Source organism: Sphingomonas fuzhouensis (genome assembly GCF_034659795.1).
Lineage (GTDB): Bacteria > Pseudomonadota > Alphaproteobacteria > Sphingomonadales > Sphingomonadaceae > Sphingomonas > Sphingomonas fuzhouensis.
The window spans coordinates 1-17,638 of record NZ_JAXSQY010000010.1 but is presented as its reverse complement, the minus strand read 5'-3'; the positions used below and the strand labels follow the sequence as shown (position 1 = coordinate 17,638).

The window sequence follows — 17,638 nt, the reverse complement described above, 5'->3', positions numbered from 1 at the left end:
ATAGGGCATTTGTCACGCTGGCCGGACCGACCAAGTCCGGCAGGGGGGGGGATGGGACACCGATGAACGACGCGATCGACAGTTTCTGGAAGACCTTTGGCGGCATCCTGTCGCCGCATGGCCCGGCCAGCGCCGGGGCGGCCGCGACCTATGTTCCCGGCGACTATAGCGTCCATTTCTTCCTGCAACTCGCGGTGATCCTGTTCGCCTGCCGCATCGTCAGTTGGGCGGGGCAGCGTTTCCTGGGCCAGCCGCCGGTGGTGGGGGAGATGATCGCCGGGGTGGTACTGGGCCCCTCGCTACTCGGCCTGTTCTTTCCCGATCTACAGGGCGCGATTTTTCCGAAGGAAACCCGCAACGTCCTCTATGCGGGGGCGCAATTGGGCGTCGCGCTCTATATGTTCCTGGTCGGTCTGACCCTGCGGCTCGATCATTTCCAGTCCAAGGCGCGCAGTGCCCTGGCGGTGTCGGCGTCCGGCGTCATCGCGCCGTTCCTGATCGCGGTGGCGATCACGCCGTTGCTGCTTCAGGTGCCCGGTCTCTTCACCGCCGGGGTCAGCCGCGCCAATGCGACCCTGTTCATGGGAGCCTGCATTGCGCTCACCGCCTTTCCGATGCTGGCGCGGATCATCAACGAGCGGGGACTGGCCGATAGTCCGCTGGGCACATTGTCGCTCGCGGCCGGAGCGTTCGACGATGCCGCTTCCTGGTGCGTGCTGGCCGTTGTGCTGGCGACCTTTGGCGGCGGCAGCGGCGTGGCGATCCTCGCGATCGGCGGGGCGTTCCTCTATGTCGGCGTCCTGATCCTGTTCGGCCGCCGCCTGTTCGCGCCACTCGGCCGGGCGGTCGAGGCACGGGGCGAGATGACCACCACCGTGCTGGCGATCACTCTGATGGCCTTCTGCCTGTCCGCCTTCATCATGGACGCGATCGGCGTGCACGGCATTTTCGGCGGCTTCATCCTGGGCGTGTTCATGCCCCGTGGCCTGTTCGTCACCGAGCTGAAGAAGAAGGTCGAGCCGCTGGCGGTCGTCCTGCTGCTGCCGATGTTCTTCACCTATTCGGGGTTGAACACGCGGATGGACATGGTCAACTCGTTGCCGCTGCTGCTGGTCGCGCTGGGCATCCTGATCGCTTCGATCGTGGCCAAGTTCGGCGCCTGCTATCTGGCGGCACGGGCCTGTGGCGAGGATAATCGCACCGCGATGGGGATCGGCGCGCTGATGAACTCGCGCGGGCTGATGGAGCTCATCATCATCAATATCGGCCTGCAAAAGGGCATTATCGGCCCCACCCTGTTCTCGATGCTGGTGCTGATGGCGATCGTGACCACCATGATGGCCAGCCCGCTGTTCGAATATGTCTATGGCCGCAAGGCGCGGGTGCTGGGTGAGATGGAGACGCTGAACGCGACAACGTCATGAGGCCGGGGCTCCAGCTCCACGCTGGAGCGGGAAGACCGGTCAGCCTCGCAGACCTCCACGACACCCGGACCACAAAAAAGCGGCCGAAGCCGCGGGGGAAAAGGGCTGCGCCGGTCACACCGACCGACGCAGCAGCTTTGCAACGAATTCAGGCGGCTTGGCGACGGCGGCGGCGAACCGCTCCGGCCAAACCGGCCAGACCGGCACCGAACAGCGCGATCGATGCCGGTTCCGGCACAGAGACCGGACTGCCGCCCATGAACGCGATATCGTCGACTTCGAATGACCAGGCATTATTATTGGGATTGGTGAAGCGCAGGCCACCGATCTGCTGACCGCTTTTCGGATCGAGGGTATAGGTGACGTAGCGGTTAAAATTGCCCTGCCCGCCCCACGAGTCTTTGCCGACAACCTGACTGCCGGTGATCGTCGCGATCACGCTGCCGAAGATATCCAGCACATCAAGTACGTTCGAGCTGTCGATCGAGCCCCAGTTGAGACCAATGCCGCTATAGCCGAAATTCTTGTTAGCAGTCAGAGTCGTCGTCGCATTGGCCGCCGTCACCAGGAACTTGGTGTTGTCACCCTCCGGCGCGAGATAAGCGGGGTACTGCCCCTGCGCATAGATGTTGCCACCGTTCAGCGAGAAACCATTGGGCAGTTGCGGATTGGTGTCGAAGGTTACGACCGTCGAGCCTGCGGGCACGTTGTTCTGCGCGGTATAGCTGTCATTGGCGACGCTGGTCAGCGTGCCGGGGCTCGCGGGCGTGGCCAGCGCGGGTGCCGCAATGACAGCGGCGGCGGCGGTGAGCATGAAAATCGTGATCTTGCGCATCGTTGGTCCTCAGTCCTCCCTGTGGAAGCGACGCCGCCCCCCTGTGTATCATTCGACTTATAAGGCAGCGAACCACGCAATCGAACATGGAAAAATATCCTCACAATTACTTATTTTTCAAGGATTTATGCGGATATGTTCCAAGATAAGACAGGCGGATATCGCAGCTTTTACCTTTTGCGCTATGTCTTGCGAATCGGCCATGTGTCGCAACGCCAAGCTATCAGCAGGGATCATCCATGAAACGGGGCAAGCTTTTCCTTATCGCGGGCATCGTGCTCGCCATCGTCATCCTGGGCATCACCGTCGCAGCGCTGCTGCGCCGCCCGGCTGACAAGCCCGCGCTGCCCCCGATCTTCGTCGAGCGCCCCACCCCCGCCATGGCCCCTGCCACCGCGCAAGCCGCCGCAGCCAAGGCACCACGCGATGCCGCGGCGCAGAAGCAGCTTGGCGACGCCATGCTTGCCAAGCGTCGATTCGACGAGGCCGCGGCGGCCTATGGCGCATCGCTGGCGATCGATCCGAACCAGTCGACCGCCTGGTCGGCGCTGGGTGAGGCGTTGATGCAGACGACCAAGTCGAACGATACCAATTTGCCCCCAGCCGCCGCCGATGCTTTCCGCAAGGCACTGGCCCTCGATCGGCGCGATGCCCGCGCGCGCTTCTACTTCGCGATGGAGAAGGACTTTAACGGCAAGCATGACGAGGCGATCGGCGACTGGATCGCGTTGTTGCGAGAAGTCCCTGCGGGATCGGACGCGGACGAGGCGATCCGTTCCGCCCTCGCCGCGTCGGTCAAGCGCAATATCCAGCTGATCCGCCAAGCGGCGGACGAAGCTGGCCGCGTCCAGCCCCGTTATAAATCCCGAACGTAACGTCCTCCCCAATTTGGAAGCCTCAAACGGCGCGGACGGCAAAAGCGGTCCGCGCCGTTTTGATGTCCGCAACCTGCCCCTGTCATGTGAGCGTTATATTCGCGCAGGTCGCACCGTCCGATGCTAGCCTGACAACGCCGGAAACCGGCCAGGCATGGCGGAAGTTGATCCAGCGCAAGTCTCTATTTTTTCGTTGTTTAATTTAAACTCCTGGCACAGATTGCGGCCAAGGCGAGAGCGGCAAACGCTTCGCCCGGCATTCCGAATGCGGCGTAGGCCCGAGCAGGTTTCGACGCCCTATCCAGATGCAAAAATGATAGCGCTATCTATAAAGGAGGGGTTATGCTGAAACGGATGGGTGTCGCTCTGCTGGCATCGGCAAGCATCATGGCGGGGACGGTCGCCGCGCAGGCCCAGGGATCGACCCAATCGCTGACCGTCACCCCGGCCGAAACGCTGGAGCGGCAGGGCCTGACCGTGATGGTCGACCAGAATCAGTTCAGCCCGATCTTCTTCGACGAGAAGAATGCGGGGATTCAGATCGTCCTGCATGGCGAGCGGATCGCCACCGATGGCGCGGTGCGCCTGAACCGCACGCCCGAACAATGGGACCCCGTCCCCGCCTTTGTCAGCCGCACGCGCGGGACCGAGCCCAATCAGGTCGTCGTCCGTTCCACCTATAAGGATCAGAATCTCGGCTACCGCGTAAAGGTGACGGCGGAGGGCGACGGTTTCCGCATCGCGGTCGATCTCGACCAGCCGCTGCCCGCCGCGCTGGCGGGCAAGGCGGGGTTCAATCTCGATTTCCTGCCGACCAGCTATTTCGGCAAGACCTATCTGATGGATGCCGCGCCGGGCCTGTTCCCGCGCCATCCGACGGGGCCGATGGCCAAGGACGGCTCGGGCGACCCGATGCCGCTCGCCTCGGGCGGCACGTCGATCACCCTGTCGCCCGAAGACCCGCTGACCCGCGTGACCATCACCTCGGATACGGGCGGGCTGGAACTGTATGACGCGCGCAACCGGGCGCAGAATGGCTGGTTCGTCGTCCGCTCGCTGATCGCAGCGGGGGCCAGGGAAAATGCCGTCGTCTGGCATGTCCGCCCCAATGTCGTGAAGGACTGGGTCCGCGCGCCGGTCGTCTCGTTCAACCAGGCGGGCTATACGCCGGGCCGGTCGAAGGTCGCGCTGATCGAAACCGATCCGCATGGACCGGCGCCCGGCGAGGCGGAACTGGTCCGGCTTGCTCCCGATGGCACGCATCAGTCGGTCCTGCGCGCCGCCGTCGCCCCGCGCGGACGCTGGCTGCGCTATGATTACGCCGCCTTCGACTTCTCGCAGGTGCGCGAACCCGGCGTCTATGCCATCGCTTATGGCGGCAAGGTGACCAACCCGTTCCGCATCGCGGCCGACGCCTATGACCGCATCTGGCAGACCTCGCTCGACACCTTCATCGCCGAGCAGATGGATCATGTCGGCATTCGCGAACAGTATCGCGTCTGGTCCGCCCCCTCCCACCTGGACGATGCGCGTCAGGCGCCGCCCAACCATGTCCATTTCGACGGCTACAAGATGGGCCCCAACCTCGACTCGCCGTTCAAGCCCGGCGAGCATATCCCCGGCCTGAACGTCGGCGGTTTTCAGGATGCAGGCGATTACGATATCCAGACGCCGCAGAACGCCGCCGTGGTCCGCGACCTGGTCTGGGGGCGTGAACTCTACGGCCTGGACTGGGACGAAACGAGCGTCGACGAGGCCGCCCGCGCGGTCGAAATCCGCAAGCCCGACGGCAAGCCGGACGCGGTACAGCAGATCCGCCACGGCGTCCTGCAACTGCTCGCCCAGTACAAGGTGTTCGGCCATGCGATTGTCGGCATCATCGATCCGGTGCAGCGGCAATATGCCCATCTGGGCGATGCAGGGTCGCAGACCGACAATCTGACCTATGACGCCTCGCTGGGAGCCAGCGATCGCAAGGGCGGATCGTCGGGGGCGCAGGACGATCGCTGGGCCTTCACCACCGACCTGCCCGCCAACAACCTGGCGGTCGCGGGTGCGCTCGCCGCCGCATCCCGTGCGCTGGCGGACAGCGATCCGACCATGGCGGCCGACGCGTGGGACGCGGCCAAGGTGCTATGGGGACGCTATCAGAAAGGACCGATCAAGTCGGGCGACGGGCGCGACGACTCCGGCACGCCCTGGTCGGCAGACGGCGCCAATGTCGGCGCGACTGTCGAGATGCTCATCACCAGCAAGGGCGAGCGCGTCTATGCTGATCGCCTGCGCAAGCTGATGCCGGTCATTGCGAAGAGCTTTGCGTGGGTCGGCGCCTCGGCCGTGCGGGCCATCCCGTTCATGGACGCCAAATATCGCGCCGCGCTGGTCCCGCTGGTCCGTCAGGCCAAGGCGAAGATGGATGCGGAGGCGGCCAAGAACCCGTTCGGCGTGCCGATCGCCGAGGGCAGCTGGGCCGGATCGCATCAGGTGGTCGAATTCGGATCAACCGCCTTCCTGATGCACAAGGCGTTTCCGGAGATTGTCGGCACCGACTATACGCTGAACGCGATCGACTATGTGCTGGGGCGGCATCCGGCGAACAATCTGTCGCTGGTTTCGACCGTGGGCACCGCGTCCAAGCTGATCGGCTATGGCCATAATCGCGCCGATTACGGCTTCATCCCCGGCGGACTGGTGCCGGGCGTGCTGATCGTGAAGCCCGACTTCCCCGAGTTGAAGACCGAGTGGCCGTTCCTGTGGTTCGAGAACGAATACACCGTCGCGACCACCTCGGCCTATATCCTGGCCGCCAATGCCGCGATCGAGGCGACGAAGGAAACGCGCTGACGCGCGGGTCCGGCGATCATGACAAATGCGTCATGATCGCCGGACCAAATTGACTGCCGTGGCAGCTATTGCCATGGCAGTCTTATGGTCAAACAAGATTCTGTCCTCTTCGATCCCGAACGCTCGGTCGGTTACCTGACCAAGCGCGTGTTCCAGCTTGCCCGGATCGGAATGGAGCCGATTTTTCAGGACGAGGAAGTCACCCATGTCCAGTGGAGCGCGCTGATGACGCTGCTCTGCGGTTTCGGGGAGACGGCGGCCGAGATGGCGCGGCATCTGTGCCACGATACGGGCGCGACGACGCGGGTCATCGACGTGCTGGAGGAACGCGGCCTGGTCGCGCGCTGCCGCTGCACCGATGACCGGCGGGTCGTCCGCCTGACGCTGACCGACGCGGGACGCGCCGTCACGGAGCGGTGCAGGGACAAGGTCGTCGCCCAGTGGAACAGCTGGATGGCGGATTGGTCGGAAGAGGATGCCGATCAGCTCGTCCGCCTGCTTCTGCGGCTTCGCAATCGACTGGAGGTACAGGCATGAAGCGGTTCGCCACTCTGACCGGGCTGCTCCTCGCGGGCTGTTCGGTGCCCCAGGCGCATCCCGCCATTGCCCCCACCATGCCGGACAAGCTGGGACTGGGCAGCGCCCAGGCGCCACTGGTCGCCGTGGATTGGTGGCGCGGGCTGGGCGATCCGCAGCTCGACCGGATCATCGGCGATGCCCTGGCAGGCAATCCGTCGCTCGACATCGCCCTGGCCCGGCTGCGCCAGGCGGAGTCGGTGCTGGCCACCCGCCGCGCCGATGACGGCCCCTCGGTGTCGCTCGACGCGCAGGAACAATATAGCCGGATTTCGGGCCGCTATACGATCCCGCCACCCTATGCGGGCACGACCCAGTGGCTGGGTCAGGCGCAGGCCAATCTGAACTGGACCATCGACCTGTTCGGGCGTCAGGCGGCGGCGATCGATGCCGCGCGCGCCTCGACCCGTGCCGCGGCACTCGACGTGACGGCGGCGCGGCTGGCGCTGGCCGGGTCGGTCGCGCAGACCTATGTCGAGCTGGCCCGTGCCGAGCGGCAGGCGGCGATCGCACGCCAGACGATCACCACGCGCACCCGCTCGCTGGGGCTGGTCCAGGCCCGCATCCGGCATCAGCTCGCCAGCCAGATCGACGCGACCGGCGCGCAGACCTTGCTCGCCCAGGCGCGGGTGGCACTCGCCCGTGCCGAGACGCAGGCCGCCCTGTCGCGCAATGCGCTGGCGGCGCTGGCCGGGCGGGGCCTGGACTATCCTGCGACGATCGCGCCGACCAGGCTCGCCTTCGATACCGCCCTGCCCATCCCGGCAACAGTGCCTGCCGACCTGCTGGCGCGGCGGCCCGACATCGCCGCCGCGCTTGCCCGTATCGATGCGGCGAGCAAGGGACAGGAGGTCGCGCGCAAGGCGTTCCTGCCCAATATCAACCTGACCGCACTGGCCGGTTTCCAGGCGGTGGGGCTAGGCAATCTGTTCACCGCCGATGCGGGGACGGCCGGGGCAGGCCCCGCCATCCACCTGCCGATCTTCGACAGCGGACGGCTTCGTGCCGGGCTGGCAGGGGCGACGGCGGCACTCGATCTCGCCACCGCCGACTATAACAATCGTGTCGTCGGCGCGGTGCGCGAGGCCGCCGATGCGGTGACGCGCAGCAAGACCATCGCGACCGAACGGGCGCGCCAGGCCGATGTGACGCGCGGCCTGTCCGAAACCCGCCGCCTGAACGCCATTCGCGTGTCGAGCGGGCTGCAATCGCAACTGGGGCTGATCGACCCCGACATCCGCCAGCTGGACGCCGAACAGGCCGACGCCAATCTCGCCGCCGACGCGGTCCAGGCGCGCATCGCGCTGGCCGTCGCACTGGGCGGCGGTTTCTCCTCTTCTTCGCAAGGTATCACGCAATGAGCGACACCGAAGCCGCCGCCCCCTCCTCCCCCGCTCCTACCACCCAGGCCCCGGCGGGCGGCAAGCCCAAGGCGCGCCGCACCGGCCTGACCATCCTGGCGATCGTCGTCGTCATCGCGGCGATCGTCTGGGCGGTATTCCACTTCCTGCTCGCCAAGCCCGAGGAGGAAACCGACGATGCCTATGTCGCAGGCGATGTGGTGTCGATCACCGCACGCGATCCGGGCACGGTGCTGTCCATCCATGCCGACAATACCCAGACGGTGAAGGCGGGTGCGCCGCTGATCGACCTCGATCCAGCAACCGCCGATGTCGGCCTCGCCGCCGCCGCCGCCCAGCTGGCGCAGGCGGTACGCGCGACTCGCGCCGACTTCACCAAGGTCAATCAGAGCGGCGCGACCATCGTCCAGGCGCAGGCCGAACTGGCCCGCGCCCAGTCCGACTATGCCCGCCGCAAGGGTGCGGCCGCCGAAGGGGCGGTGTCGGGCGAGGAACTGTCGCACGCGGCCGACGCGGTGAAGGTCGCGATCGCCAATCTGAACGTCGCACGGGCCCAGGCAGCGCAAGCCCGCTCGGCCGTGCAGGGTACGCAGGTCGGCACCAACCCCGCCGTCATGGCCGCGATCGCCGCCTATCGCCGCGCCGCGATCACCCTCAGCCACATGCACATCACCGCACCGATCGACGGCGTCGTCGCCCAGCGCACAGTGCAGGTGGGACAGCAGGTCGCGGCGGGTACGCCCTTGATGGCGGTGGTGCCGCTCGACCGCCTTTGGGTCGATGCCAATTTCCGCGAAACCCAGTTGCGCGACCTGCGCATCGGCCAGCCCGCGACGATCACCGCCGACATGTATGGCGGCAAGATCGTCTATCACGGCAAGGTCGTCGGCCTAGGTGCGGGCAGCGGCAACGCCTTTGCCCTGCTGCCCCCGCAGAATGCCAGTGGCAACTGGATCAAGATCGTCCAGCGCGTGCCGGTGCGCATCGCCCTGAACCCTAACGAACTGCGCCAGAACCCTCTGCGCGTCGGCCTGTCGGCCACCGTCACGGTCGACACCGCCGACCAGAATGGCCCGCGTATCGGCAATACCGCGACCCTGGTCGACAGCACCAAGGCCACCGACGGCAACGACCCGGCCATCGAGGCCCGGATCGCGCAGATCATCGCGGCGAACCACTGATGGCCGGGGCCGCCGCACCGGCGGGCGGGAATAGCGGCCCCGCCCCGCTGAAAGGCCCGGCGCTGGCGCTTGTCGCCTTCGCGCTGGCGCTGGGCACCTTCATGCAGGTGCTCGACTCGACGATCGCCAACGTCTCGCTGCCCACCATTGCGGGCAATCTGGGCGTCAGTTCGGACAATTCGACCTGGGTCGTCACCGCCTTTGCCGTCGCCAACGGCGTGGCGGTTCCGCTGACCGGCTGGCTGATGGGCAAGTTCGGGGTGGTGCGCACCTTCTGCGTCTCGGTGCTGTTGTTCACCATCGCCTCGTTCCTGTGCGGGATCGCGTGGAACCTGTCCTCGCTGATCGGTTTCCGCGTGCTGCAGGGTGCGGTGTCAGGGCCGATGATCCCCGGCAGCCAGGCGCTGCTCATTTCGATCTTCCCGCCGCAAAAACGGTCCACTGCGCTCGGCATCTGGTCGATGACGACACTCGTCGCGCCGATCATGGGGCCGATCCTGGGCGGATACATCTCCGACAATTACCACTGGAGCTGGATCTTCCTCATCAACGTTCCCGTAGGCCTGTTCTGTGCCGGTATTTGCTGGCGGGGCTTGTCGAGCCGCGAGACGCCGACCCGCAACCTGCCGATCGACAAGGTCGGGCTGATCATGCTGGTCGTCTGGGTCGGTGCGCTTCAGATGATGCTGGATCTGGGCAAGAATGACGACTGGTTCCATTCGACCCGGATCGTGGTGATGACCGTGATCGCGATCGTCGGTTTCATCGCCTGGCTGATCTGGGAATTGACCGACGCCAATCCGGCGGTCGACCTGTCGCTGTTCAAGGGGCGCAATTTCAGCATCGGGACGCTGGCCTTCTGCCTGGGCTATGCGGTGTTCTTCGCCAACACGCTGCTGCTGCCGCTCTGGCTCCAGACCCAGCTGGGCTACACCGCGACCTGGGCAGGGCTCGTCGCCGCCCCCAGCGGGGCGGTGGCGGTGGTCCTCACCCCGATCGTCGCGCGGCTGTCGGGCAAGGTCGATGCGCGGGTCATGGCGACGATCGCCTTTGCGGCGTTCGGGCTATCCTATTGGATGCGATCGGGGCTGAATACGCAGGCGAGCTTCAGCGATTTCGTCCTGCCGCTGATGGTGCAGGGTATCGCGATGAGCACCTTCTTCCTCGCCATGCTGACCATCGCGCTGGACGGCGTGCCGCAGGCGCGCATCCCCTCCGCCACCGGCATCTCCAACTTCGCGCGCATCACGGCGGGCAGCTTCGCCGCGTCGCTGACCACGACCATGTGGGACCGGCGCGAGGCGCTGCACCAGGCGCATCTGTCCGAGGCGATCGGCCAGAACCCGGTGTGGCAGATGGCGCGGACCGGGCTCAACCATCTCGGCCTGACCGATGTGCAGGCGGCCGCCGCCGTCACACGGCAGATGGTGGGACAGGCCTATCTGCTCGCCTCGACCGACATCTTCTATGTCTCGGCCTGGCTGTGCATCGTGCTGGCGGCACTGACCTGGTTCACCCGGCGGCCCAAGCCGCATGACGGCCCGATCGCGGCGGATTGATATGAAATTCCTCCCCTGGAAGGGGAGGTGGCGCGCGCAGCGCGTCGGAGGGGTGTCCCGCTATCGATAGGGCGACACCCCTCCGTCAGGCCTTCGGCCTGCCACCTCCCCTTGCAGGGGAGGAACGAATTGCCCTTCGCCGTCAGCTTGCTACACTCCGCGAAAAGGGAGGGCGATGATGCTGAAAACGCTGATGATGATGGTGCTAGTCGCCGTGGCACAAGCGCCCTCCGACCCGCATCTGCCGCCCAAGGTTGTCGATACCGTCGCCCCCGCCCTGCCCGCTGATATCCGGCACGGCGTGTTGATCGTGTCCAAGACCAATGGCTGGCGACATATCGAGCATATCCCGCATTCCAACATCGTCCTCGCCGACATCGCCAAGCAGCTTGGCCGCCCCAGCTTCACCACCGAGAATGCCGCCGTCTTCAATGACGAACAGCTCGCGCATTTCTCGGTCGTCGTCCTGAACAGCGCCAGCGGCGACTTCCTGACGCCCGAGCAGCAGGCGGCCTTCGCCCGCTTCGTCGCGCAAGGCGGCGGTGTGGTGGCGCTTCATGCGGCGGGCGACAACAGCCACAAGGCACCCTGGTATGTCGATACGATCATCGGCACGACCTTCACCGGCCATCCGGGCGGCGCGGACCATATCCAGCCCGCCCGCGTCGAGATCATGCAGCCCCGCCACCCGATCATGACCGGGGTCAAGACGCCGTGGACGCCCCGCGACGAATGGTACAGCTTCGGCAGCAACCCCGCGACGCGCGGCATGACCATCCTGGCGCAAGTGGACGAAGCCAGCTATCGTCCGGGCGACACGCTCCGCATGGGCGCCGCGCATCCCGTCATGTGGATCAACCCGCGCGCCAAGGGGCGGGTCTTCTACTCCGCGCTCGGCCATGAGCCGCAGCTTTACGACGACCCCGACTATCGCCGCATCCTGACCAACGCGGTCCGCTGGGCGGCGAAGGAATAATCAACACTCGACGACGTTGACTGCCAGACCGCCGAGGCTGGTTTCCTTATATTGCGACTTCATGTCCTCGCCGGTCTGGCGCATCGTCTCGATCACCTGGTCCAGGCTGACGATGTGCTTGCCGTCACCGTGCAGCGCCAGATAGGCTGCGTTGATCGCCTTGATCGCGCCCATCGTGTTACGTTCGATGCACGGAATCTGGACCAGACCGCCGATCGGGTCGCAGGTCAGCCCCAGATTATGCTCCATGCCGATCTCGGCGGCATTCTCGACTTGCGCGGGGCTTCCCCCGAGCGCTGCCGCCAGCCCTGCCGCCGCCATCGAACAGGCCACGCCGACCTCGCCCTGGCACCCCATCTCCGCCGCCGAGATCGAGGCGCGCTTCTTGTAGAGCATCCCCACCGCCGCCGCCGTCAGCAACAGCGTGCGCACCCCGTCACGCGTCGCGCCGTGCACAAAGGCCTCGTAATAGCGCAGCACCGCCGGGATCACGCCCGCTGCGCCGTTGGTCGGCGCGGTGACGACGCGGCCACCCGCCGCATTCTCCTCATTCACCGCCAGCGCCCAGAGGCTGACCCATTCGAACACGAGGCTGGGGTCGGTGCGTGGGCCACGGTCGAGCAGCTTCTGCTTGATCGCCTGCGCGCGCCGCTGCACCTTCAGCCCGCCGGGCAGGATGCCCGAGGCGACACAGCCGCGATCGATCGCGCCGACCATCGCATCGCGCACCCGGTCGAGAAAGGCATCGGTCTCGCCATCCTCGCGCCACGCCGCCTCATTGGCACGCACGAGTTGCGCGATCGACAGGCCGGTTTCCGCCGTCCGCTCGAGCAGTTCGGCGCCAGAGGCAAAGGGATGCGCGAGCCGCCTGTTGGTCCGCATCGGCTCGGCACCCTCCATCCGGATCGCGCCGCCACCGATCGAATAGAAGCGGCGCACGACCGAACTGCCATCGGGCAGGAAGGCGGTGAAGACCATGCCATTGGGATGCGCGGGCAGGAAACCGGGCCGGAACAGCACATCCTGTTCGGGATCGAAGGGCAACGCATGACGCCCGTCGAGCAACAGCTGCCGCGTCGCGGCAATCTCCGCCAGCAGGCCGTCGATCGCATCGGGATCGACCCGTTCGGGCGTCTCGCCCGCCAGCCCCAGCAGGACCGCGCGGTCGCTATGGTGCCCCCGGCCGGTCAGCGAGAGCGAGCCGAACAACTCGGCCTGCACCCGCTCCGGGATCAGGCCGGTGTCCAGCATCTCGACCGCGAACGCCTTGGCCGCGCGCATCGGGCCGACCGTGTGCGAGCTTGAGGGGCCGATACCGATCGTGAACAGCTCGGTGACACTGACGGCGGCGATGCTGTCATCGCTGCGCGCAGGCATACCGACGGGAATGGCGGACGGGGTCAAGATCGTTCCAATTGTTACGGCTTTTGCGTCGTCTAGCGCACGCGCGCGGCGCTGACCAGCCGAAGGGAACGGATCAGGAGGTCAGCGGCGCCAGGATCTCGAACGCCGCACGGGTCAACGGCGTCTGGAAATGACAGCCGGCGGCAAAGTCGGCGGCCCAAACGACCTTCGCCTCGATTTCGCCGACATGCGGCAGGCGCAACCAGATTTTCGAGCCCCGACGCAGCTCGGTATAGGTCTGAAGGCGCGCACCGTGGATGGAGATGTCGGTGACCCGGCACAGCGCCCGGTCCAGCCCGCCCCGCCCCATATCCGTGTCCAGCGCCGTCGTCGCGCGGGGAGAGCGACGGCGATTGGTAAATCCGGCAGGTTCGAACTCGGCGGCGAACATGCGATCAGTCTAAAGACCGCTGGTTAACAGACTGCAAACCTAAAAGGCGCGTTTGCCGTCGACTGACGCAAAAAACCCGGCGCTTCGTGGGAAGCACCGGGCCTTCTGATCGTTCGGCATTGACGCCGGAAACGATTACTTGCGGAGCGTGAGACCGCCGCCGAAACGCTTGTTGAAGCGCGCGACCTGACCGCCGGTGTCCAGCATGGTGCCGCGACCGCCGGTCCAGGCCGGGTGCGCCAGCGGATCGATGTCCAGCTGCATCGTGTCGCCTTCCTTGCCCCAGGTGGAGCGGGTTTCGAACACGGTGCCGTCGGTCATCTGCACCTTGATCATGTGATAGTCGGGATGCGTATCGGTCTTCATGATGTTGCTCCGGAAAATGGCTGGTTCCGACCAGCCTTAAAGCTCAAGGCGCGGCCCATAGCGGACCGCGCCCCGATAGTCAAAAGCCCGTGACGCGCGCTTACGCTTCGGCGGGCGGATCGGCGATCATCGCGGTGAAATTGGCCTCCGCCACGGCGACGCCGTCAATCTTGGCGACACCGGCGAACTTGCAGACGCGGGTGCGCTTCGACACGAATTCGACCTCCAGATGCAGGAGGACACCGGGCTCGACGGGCTTGCGGAACTTCACGCCGTCGATCGACATGAAATAGACCAGCTTGCCCGAATTGGCGAGGCCCAGGCTTTCCACGCCCAGGACACCGGCGGCTTGCGCCAGCGCCTCGACTATCAACACGCCCGGCATGATCGGACGGCCGGGATAATGGCCCTGGAAAAAGGCCTCGTTCATCGTCACCGCCTTCACCGCGCGGATCGACGTGTCGAGGACCAGTTCCTCGACACGATCGACCAGCAGCATCGGATAACGATGCGGGATCGCCGCCATGATCCGCGTGACGTCCAGCGGGCCGATAACGGTCTTCACATTCTCGCTCACGGCGTCACTCACGAACGGATTACCGGCCGCTGTTCTGACGACGCGCAGGCGCCGGAGCAGTCGCGGCCGGAGCGGCGGCGGGGGCCGCACCCTGCTGACCCTGCTGGCCGGGCTGCCAGTTGGCGGGCGGCGTGATGCTGACGGTCGGGACCAGCTTGTCCAGTTCGGCGGTCACCGCCGAGGTGATGTCGGCGGTCGGCTGCATGAACAGCACGGCCTGCGGGCTGATCAGCAGGCTGACATTCTTGGCGCGCACGGCGTTCTGCACCGCTTCGCCCAGACGCGCCTGGATCTGCTCGATCGCATAGCTCTGCGCACGGGCGGCGGGCTGGGTCAGGCGCGACAGTTCCTGCTCGGCGGCCTGCTGCTTGGCCTGGATCTGCTCGGCCTGGGTGCGCAGCGCGGCCTGGTTGGCGTTGGGCGCGGCGCGGGCGGTCTGGAACGCCTGGACCAGCGGTTCCAGTTCACGGCCAAGCGCGGTGCGGCGGGCTTCGGCCTGGTCGAGCTGCGCCTTGTAGGTCGTCTCGATCTGCTGACGCGCGGTGGTCCAGGCGCGCGAACCGGCGATCGCACCCTGCGGGTCGGCGACGGCGACGCCGTTCACCTGGGCCTGCGCGGTGGTCGCGACGGTGGCGGCCGGCGCGACAAGGGCCGCCGCGAGGAGGAGCTTGGAAATCGTCTTCATCAGAACTGCGTCCCTACGTTGAAAGTGATGAGCTTGGGGTCGTCGCCCGGCTGCGTGACCAATGCCTTGGCAAGGTCGATGCGCAGCGGTCCAAATGGTGAATTCCAGTTCACACCGATACCGATCGACACACGCGGTTTCCAGGTGCCGCCGTAGAATTCCTCGACGGCATAGCTGGTGTTCTGAAGCGCGGTGTTGACCGACGTGCCCGAGCAGGCAACCGTGCTGCCCAGCGGCGCATAGCCGGTCGGGCAGATCGTGCTGAGCCCGGCCGTATTATTGGCCGTGGTGGTAGCGTCGGTGGGCACGGCGTACAGCGGACGCCCCTGCCCGTCGGTCGCCGCCACCGGGGCCAGCGTGGGCGAGCCATCCTTGTTGAACAGCAGCTTGCCGCTGGCGTCCTTGGCCTGCGGGAAATTGAGCGACGGCAGCGGGCGCGTCACGCCCCACAGGCTGCCCGCCTGGACGTAGATGCTCGGCCGCAGACCCATTTCCCGCGCACCCGAGCCCAACGGAATTTCGAGCTCGGCGCGAGCGAGGTAATAGGCGCGGCCACCCAGCGCGTCGTCGACGATCTGGTCGCGGTCGGTCTGCTTCGACTGGCTGCCATCGGCACCGATGACATAGGGCACGCGCAGCACGCGCGGACCGACGCCGCGAATGTCGAAGCCACGGAATTGCGGCTCGCCCAGATAGAAACGGTCGACGATGCGGACCGGATCGATGCCCGGACCACGGCTCTTTTCCAGCGAGTGGATATAGCCGCCTTCCCCCAAGATCGAGAAGACGAAGCCCTTGCCCAGCCCCTTGAACTTGGCACCTTCCGCACGGGTACGAATATACTTCACGTCGCCGCCCAGACCGGCAAAGTCCTGGCTGAACGAGAAGCGATGGCCCGCGGTCGGACGCAGGCGGCTATTCAAGCTATCATAGATCAACGAGTAGCCGACCGACGAGGTCCAGCGGTTGCCGATCGAGTCGCAGAGATAGCGACCCGCCTGCTGATAGTTACAGGTGCCGTCGGCGTTGAAGAAGGACGACGCCAGACCGACCTGATCATAGGTCAGGCCGTAGCGCCCCGACAGCGACCAATATTCGGTCAGCGGCACGCCCGCCCGGACCTGGAAGCCGGTCGACACCTGGCTGTAGGTCGTCTGGCGGGTGGTGCCCAGATAGTTGAACGAGTTGTAATCGCGGCGGAACACGTCGACGCCCAACGCGATATTCTTGTCGAAGACATAGGGCTCGGTGAAGCCCAGTTCGATCGACTTGGAATAGGCCGAATAGTTCACGCCAGCGCGCAGTTCCTGGCCCTTGCCGCGGAAATTGCGCTGGGTGATGTTCGCCTGGATGATAAAGCGTTCCAGCGACGAGTAACCGGCCGACAGCTGCAGCGAGCCGGTCGACTGTTCCTCGACATTGGTTTCCAGCACGATGCGGTCGGGCGCCGAGCCGGGGTTCTGCTTGATCTCCAGCTTTTCCTGGAAATAGCCGAGCGAATTGATGCGATCCTGGCTGCGACGCACCTGGAAGCTGTTGAAGGCGTCGCCCTCGGCCACGCGGATTTCGCGGCGGACGACCTTGTCCTGCGTCTGCGTGTTGCCGTTGATGTCGATCCGCTCGACATAGGTGCGCTTGGCTTCGGCGATGTTGAACGTGATCGACATGGTCAGCGCGTCCTTGTCGCGCTGGAAGTCGGGGTTCACATCGGTAAAGGCATAGCCGAACAGACCCGCCGTCTGGCTGAGGCTGTCGATCGAATCCTCGATCAGCTTGGCGTTGTACCAGTCGCCCTTTTTCATGGGCAGCGAGGCGGCCAGCTTGGCATTGTCGAAGTCGCGAATCTGGCTGTCGACCTTGACGTCGCCGAACTTATAACGCGGACCTTCCTCCACCACATAGGTGATGATGAAGTCCTTCTTGTCCGGGGTCAGCTCGGCCACCGCGCTGGTCACACGGAAATCGGCATAGCCGTTGGTCAGATAGAAGAGGCGCAGCTTCTGCTGGTCGGCGGCCAGGCGATCCTGGTCATAGCTGGTCGCCGAGGACAGGAAACGGAACCAGCGCGACTGCTTGGTGTACATCGCACCGCGCAGCTGATCGTCGGAGAATTTCTCGTTGCCGATGATGTTGATCTGGCGGACCTTGGACTTCGGCCCCTCGCTGATCTCGAACACCACGTCGACGCGGTTCTGGTCGAGATTGACCATCTTGGGCTCGACCACCGCGCCGAACCGGCCCTGGCGGCGATACAGCTCGATGATGCGGGCCACGTCCTGGCGAACCGCGGTCCGGGTGAAGATCTGCCGCGGCGCGAGCTTGATCTCCTTCTTGATCTTGTCTTCCTTCAGGCGCTTGTTGCCCTCCAGGATGACCCGGTTGATGATCGGGTTCTCACGCACGCGCAGCACGATGTCGCCCGTCTCCACGCCGGAGATCGAGAAATCCGCGAACAGCTCGGACGCCTGAAGGTCCTTCAGCGCCTGGTCGAGCGTTTCGGGCGTATAGGGCATGCCGACCCGAAGCTTGGTGTAGGACAACACCGTCTCGGGCTCGATACGCTGCGCACCCTCGACGCGCAGCG

15 protein-coding genes are annotated in these 17,638 nt (G+C 65.6%); 8 read left to right on the top strand and 7 right to left on the bottom strand.

Going from position 1 to position 17,638, the window contains the following annotated elements; genetic code table 11:
- The first annotated feature begins 62 nt into the window (after window positions 1–62).
- Complete coding sequence (locus tag U1H82_RS17070; protein WP_322966170.1) at window positions 63–1,424, top strand: cation:proton antiporter; 1,362 nt, start codon at window positions 63–65, stop codon at window positions 1,422–1,424.
- A 148-nt stretch (window positions 1,425–1,572) separates the two neighbouring features.
- Here the strand turns inward: U1H82_RS17070 and U1H82_RS17065 are convergent, their stop codons facing one another.
- Complete coding sequence (locus U1H82_RS17065; RefSeq protein WP_322966169.1) at window positions 1,573–2,259, bottom strand: Npun_F0296 family exosortase-dependent surface protein; 687 nt, start codon at window positions 2,257–2,259, stop codon at window positions 1,573–1,575.
- 239 nt (window positions 2,260–2,498) lie between these two features.
- Here U1H82_RS17065 and U1H82_RS17060 point away from each other — a divergent pair, with 239 nt between their 5' ends.
- From U1H82_RS17060 to U1H82_RS17030, 7 genes are all read left to right on the top strand, one after another.
- Entirely contained in the window at window positions 2,499–3,134 is a 636-nt protein-coding gene (locus U1H82_RS17060) for a tetratricopeptide repeat protein (protein WP_322966168.1), read from the top strand.
- Between the two features lie 342 nt (window positions 3,135–3,476).
- Window positions 3,477–5,978: a glycoside hydrolase family 9 protein gene (locus U1H82_RS17055; RefSeq protein WP_322966167.1), complete on the top strand. Its 2,502-nt coding sequence runs from the start codon at window positions 3,477–3,479 to the stop codon at window positions 5,976–5,978.
- A gap of 84 nt (window positions 5,979–6,062) precedes the next feature.
- Window positions 6,063–6,515, top strand: coding sequence for a MarR family winged helix-turn-helix transcriptional regulator (locus U1H82_RS17050; protein WP_322966166.1), 453 nt, complete (start codon window positions 6,063–6,065; stop codon window positions 6,513–6,515).
- On the top strand, window positions 6,512–7,915 hold the full coding sequence (locus U1H82_RS17045) for an efflux transporter outer membrane subunit (RefSeq protein WP_322966165.1): 1,404 nt from the start codon (window positions 6,512–6,514) through the stop codon (window positions 7,913–7,915). The genes U1H82_RS17050 and U1H82_RS17045 overlap by 4 nt, the downstream gene beginning before the upstream one ends.
- Window positions 7,912–9,096 (top strand): HlyD family secretion protein, encoded by a 1,185-nt coding sequence (locus U1H82_RS17040; protein WP_322966164.1) that lies wholly within the window; start codon window positions 7,912–7,914, stop codon window positions 9,094–9,096. The genes U1H82_RS17045 and U1H82_RS17040 overlap by 4 nt, the downstream gene beginning before the upstream one ends.
- Window positions 9,096–10,655, top strand: a complete 1,560-nt coding sequence (locus U1H82_RS17035; protein WP_322966162.1) for a DHA2 family efflux MFS transporter permease subunit — start codon at window positions 9,096–9,098, stop codon at window positions 10,653–10,655. Before U1H82_RS17040 ends, U1H82_RS17035 begins: the two co-directional genes overlap by 1 nt.
- A 175-nt stretch (window positions 10,656–10,830) precedes the next feature.
- Entirely contained in the window at window positions 10,831–11,631 is an 801-nt protein-coding gene (locus U1H82_RS17030) for a ThuA domain-containing protein (protein WP_322966161.1), read from the top strand.
- Here U1H82_RS17030 and U1H82_RS17025 read toward each other — a convergent pair whose 3' ends face one another.
- From U1H82_RS17025 to bamA, 6 genes are all read right to left on the bottom strand, one after another.
- Window positions 11,632–13,008, bottom strand: coding sequence for an L-serine ammonia-lyase (locus U1H82_RS17025; RefSeq protein WP_322966234.1), 1,377 nt, complete (start codon window positions 13,006–13,008; stop codon window positions 11,632–11,634).
- Window positions 13,009–13,108: 100 nt separating this feature from the next.
- Window positions 13,109–13,426 (bottom strand): PilZ domain-containing protein, encoded by a 318-nt coding sequence (locus U1H82_RS17020; RefSeq protein WP_322966160.1) that lies wholly within the window; start codon window positions 13,424–13,426, stop codon window positions 13,109–13,111.
- Window positions 13,427–13,561: 135 nt separating this feature from the next.
- A complete protein-coding gene (gene rpmE / locus U1H82_RS17015; protein WP_042487709.1) occupies window positions 13,562–13,792 on the bottom strand; it encodes a 50S ribosomal protein L31 in 231 nt (76 codons plus the stop codon).
- A gap of 100 nt (window positions 13,793–13,892) precedes the next feature.
- A complete protein-coding gene (gene fabZ, locus U1H82_RS17010; RefSeq protein WP_322966159.1) occupies window positions 13,893–14,381 on the bottom strand; it encodes a 3-hydroxyacyl-ACP dehydratase FabZ in 489 nt (162 codons plus the stop codon).
- A gap of 7 nt (window positions 14,382–14,388) precedes the next feature.
- Complete coding sequence (locus tag U1H82_RS17005; protein WP_322966158.1) at window positions 14,389–15,054, bottom strand: OmpH family outer membrane protein; 666 nt, start codon at window positions 15,052–15,054, stop codon at window positions 14,389–14,391.
- On the bottom strand, window positions 15,054–17,636 hold the full coding sequence (gene bamA / locus U1H82_RS17000; RefSeq protein WP_322966156.1) for an outer membrane protein assembly factor BamA: 2,583 nt from the start codon (window positions 17,634–17,636) through the stop codon (window positions 15,054–15,056). Before bamA ends, U1H82_RS17005 begins: the two co-directional genes overlap by 1 nt.
- Window positions 17,637–17,638 lie beyond the last annotated feature (2 nt).

Coding starts and splice junctions, on each gene's coding strand:
- U1H82_RS17070 (WP_322966170.1), top strand. CDS start 63: ATGAACGACGCGATCGACAGTTTCTGGAAGACCTTTGGCGGCATCCTG.
- U1H82_RS17065 (WP_322966169.1), bottom strand. CDS start 2,259: ATGCGCAAGATCACGATTTTCATGCTCACCGCCGCCGCCGCTGTCATT.
- U1H82_RS17060 (WP_322966168.1), top strand. CDS start 2,499: ATGAAACGGGGCAAGCTTTTCCTTATCGCGGGCATCGTGCTCGCCATC.
- U1H82_RS17055 (WP_322966167.1), top strand. CDS start 3,477: ATGCTGAAACGGATGGGTGTCGCTCTGCTGGCATCGGCAAGCATCATG.
- U1H82_RS17050 (WP_322966166.1), top strand. CDS start 6,063: ATGGTCAAACAAGATTCTGTCCTCTTCGATCCCGAACGCTCGGTCGGT.
- U1H82_RS17045 (WP_322966165.1), top strand. CDS start 6,512: ATGAAGCGGTTCGCCACTCTGACCGGGCTGCTCCTCGCGGGCTGTTCG.
- U1H82_RS17040 (WP_322966164.1), top strand. CDS start 7,912: ATGAGCGACACCGAAGCCGCCGCCCCCTCCTCCCCCGCTCCTACCACC.
- U1H82_RS17035 (WP_322966162.1), top strand. CDS start 9,096: ATGGCCGGGGCCGCCGCACCGGCGGGCGGGAATAGCGGCCCCGCCCCG.
- U1H82_RS17030 (WP_322966161.1), top strand. CDS start 10,831: ATGATGCTGAAAACGCTGATGATGATGGTGCTAGTCGCCGTGGCACAA.
- U1H82_RS17025 (WP_322966234.1), bottom strand. CDS start 13,008: ATGCCTGCGCGCAGCGATGACAGCATCGCCGCCGTCAGTGTCACCGAG.
- U1H82_RS17020 (WP_322966160.1), bottom strand. CDS start 13,426: ATGTTCGCCGCCGAGTTCGAACCTGCCGGATTTACCAATCGCCGTCGC.
- rpmE (WP_042487709.1), bottom strand. CDS start 13,792: ATGAAGACCGATACGCATCCCGACTATCACATGATCAAGGTGCAGATG.
- U1H82_RS17005 (WP_322966158.1), bottom strand. CDS start 15,054: ATGAAGACGATTTCCAAGCTCCTCCTCGCGGCGGCCCTTGTCGCGCCG.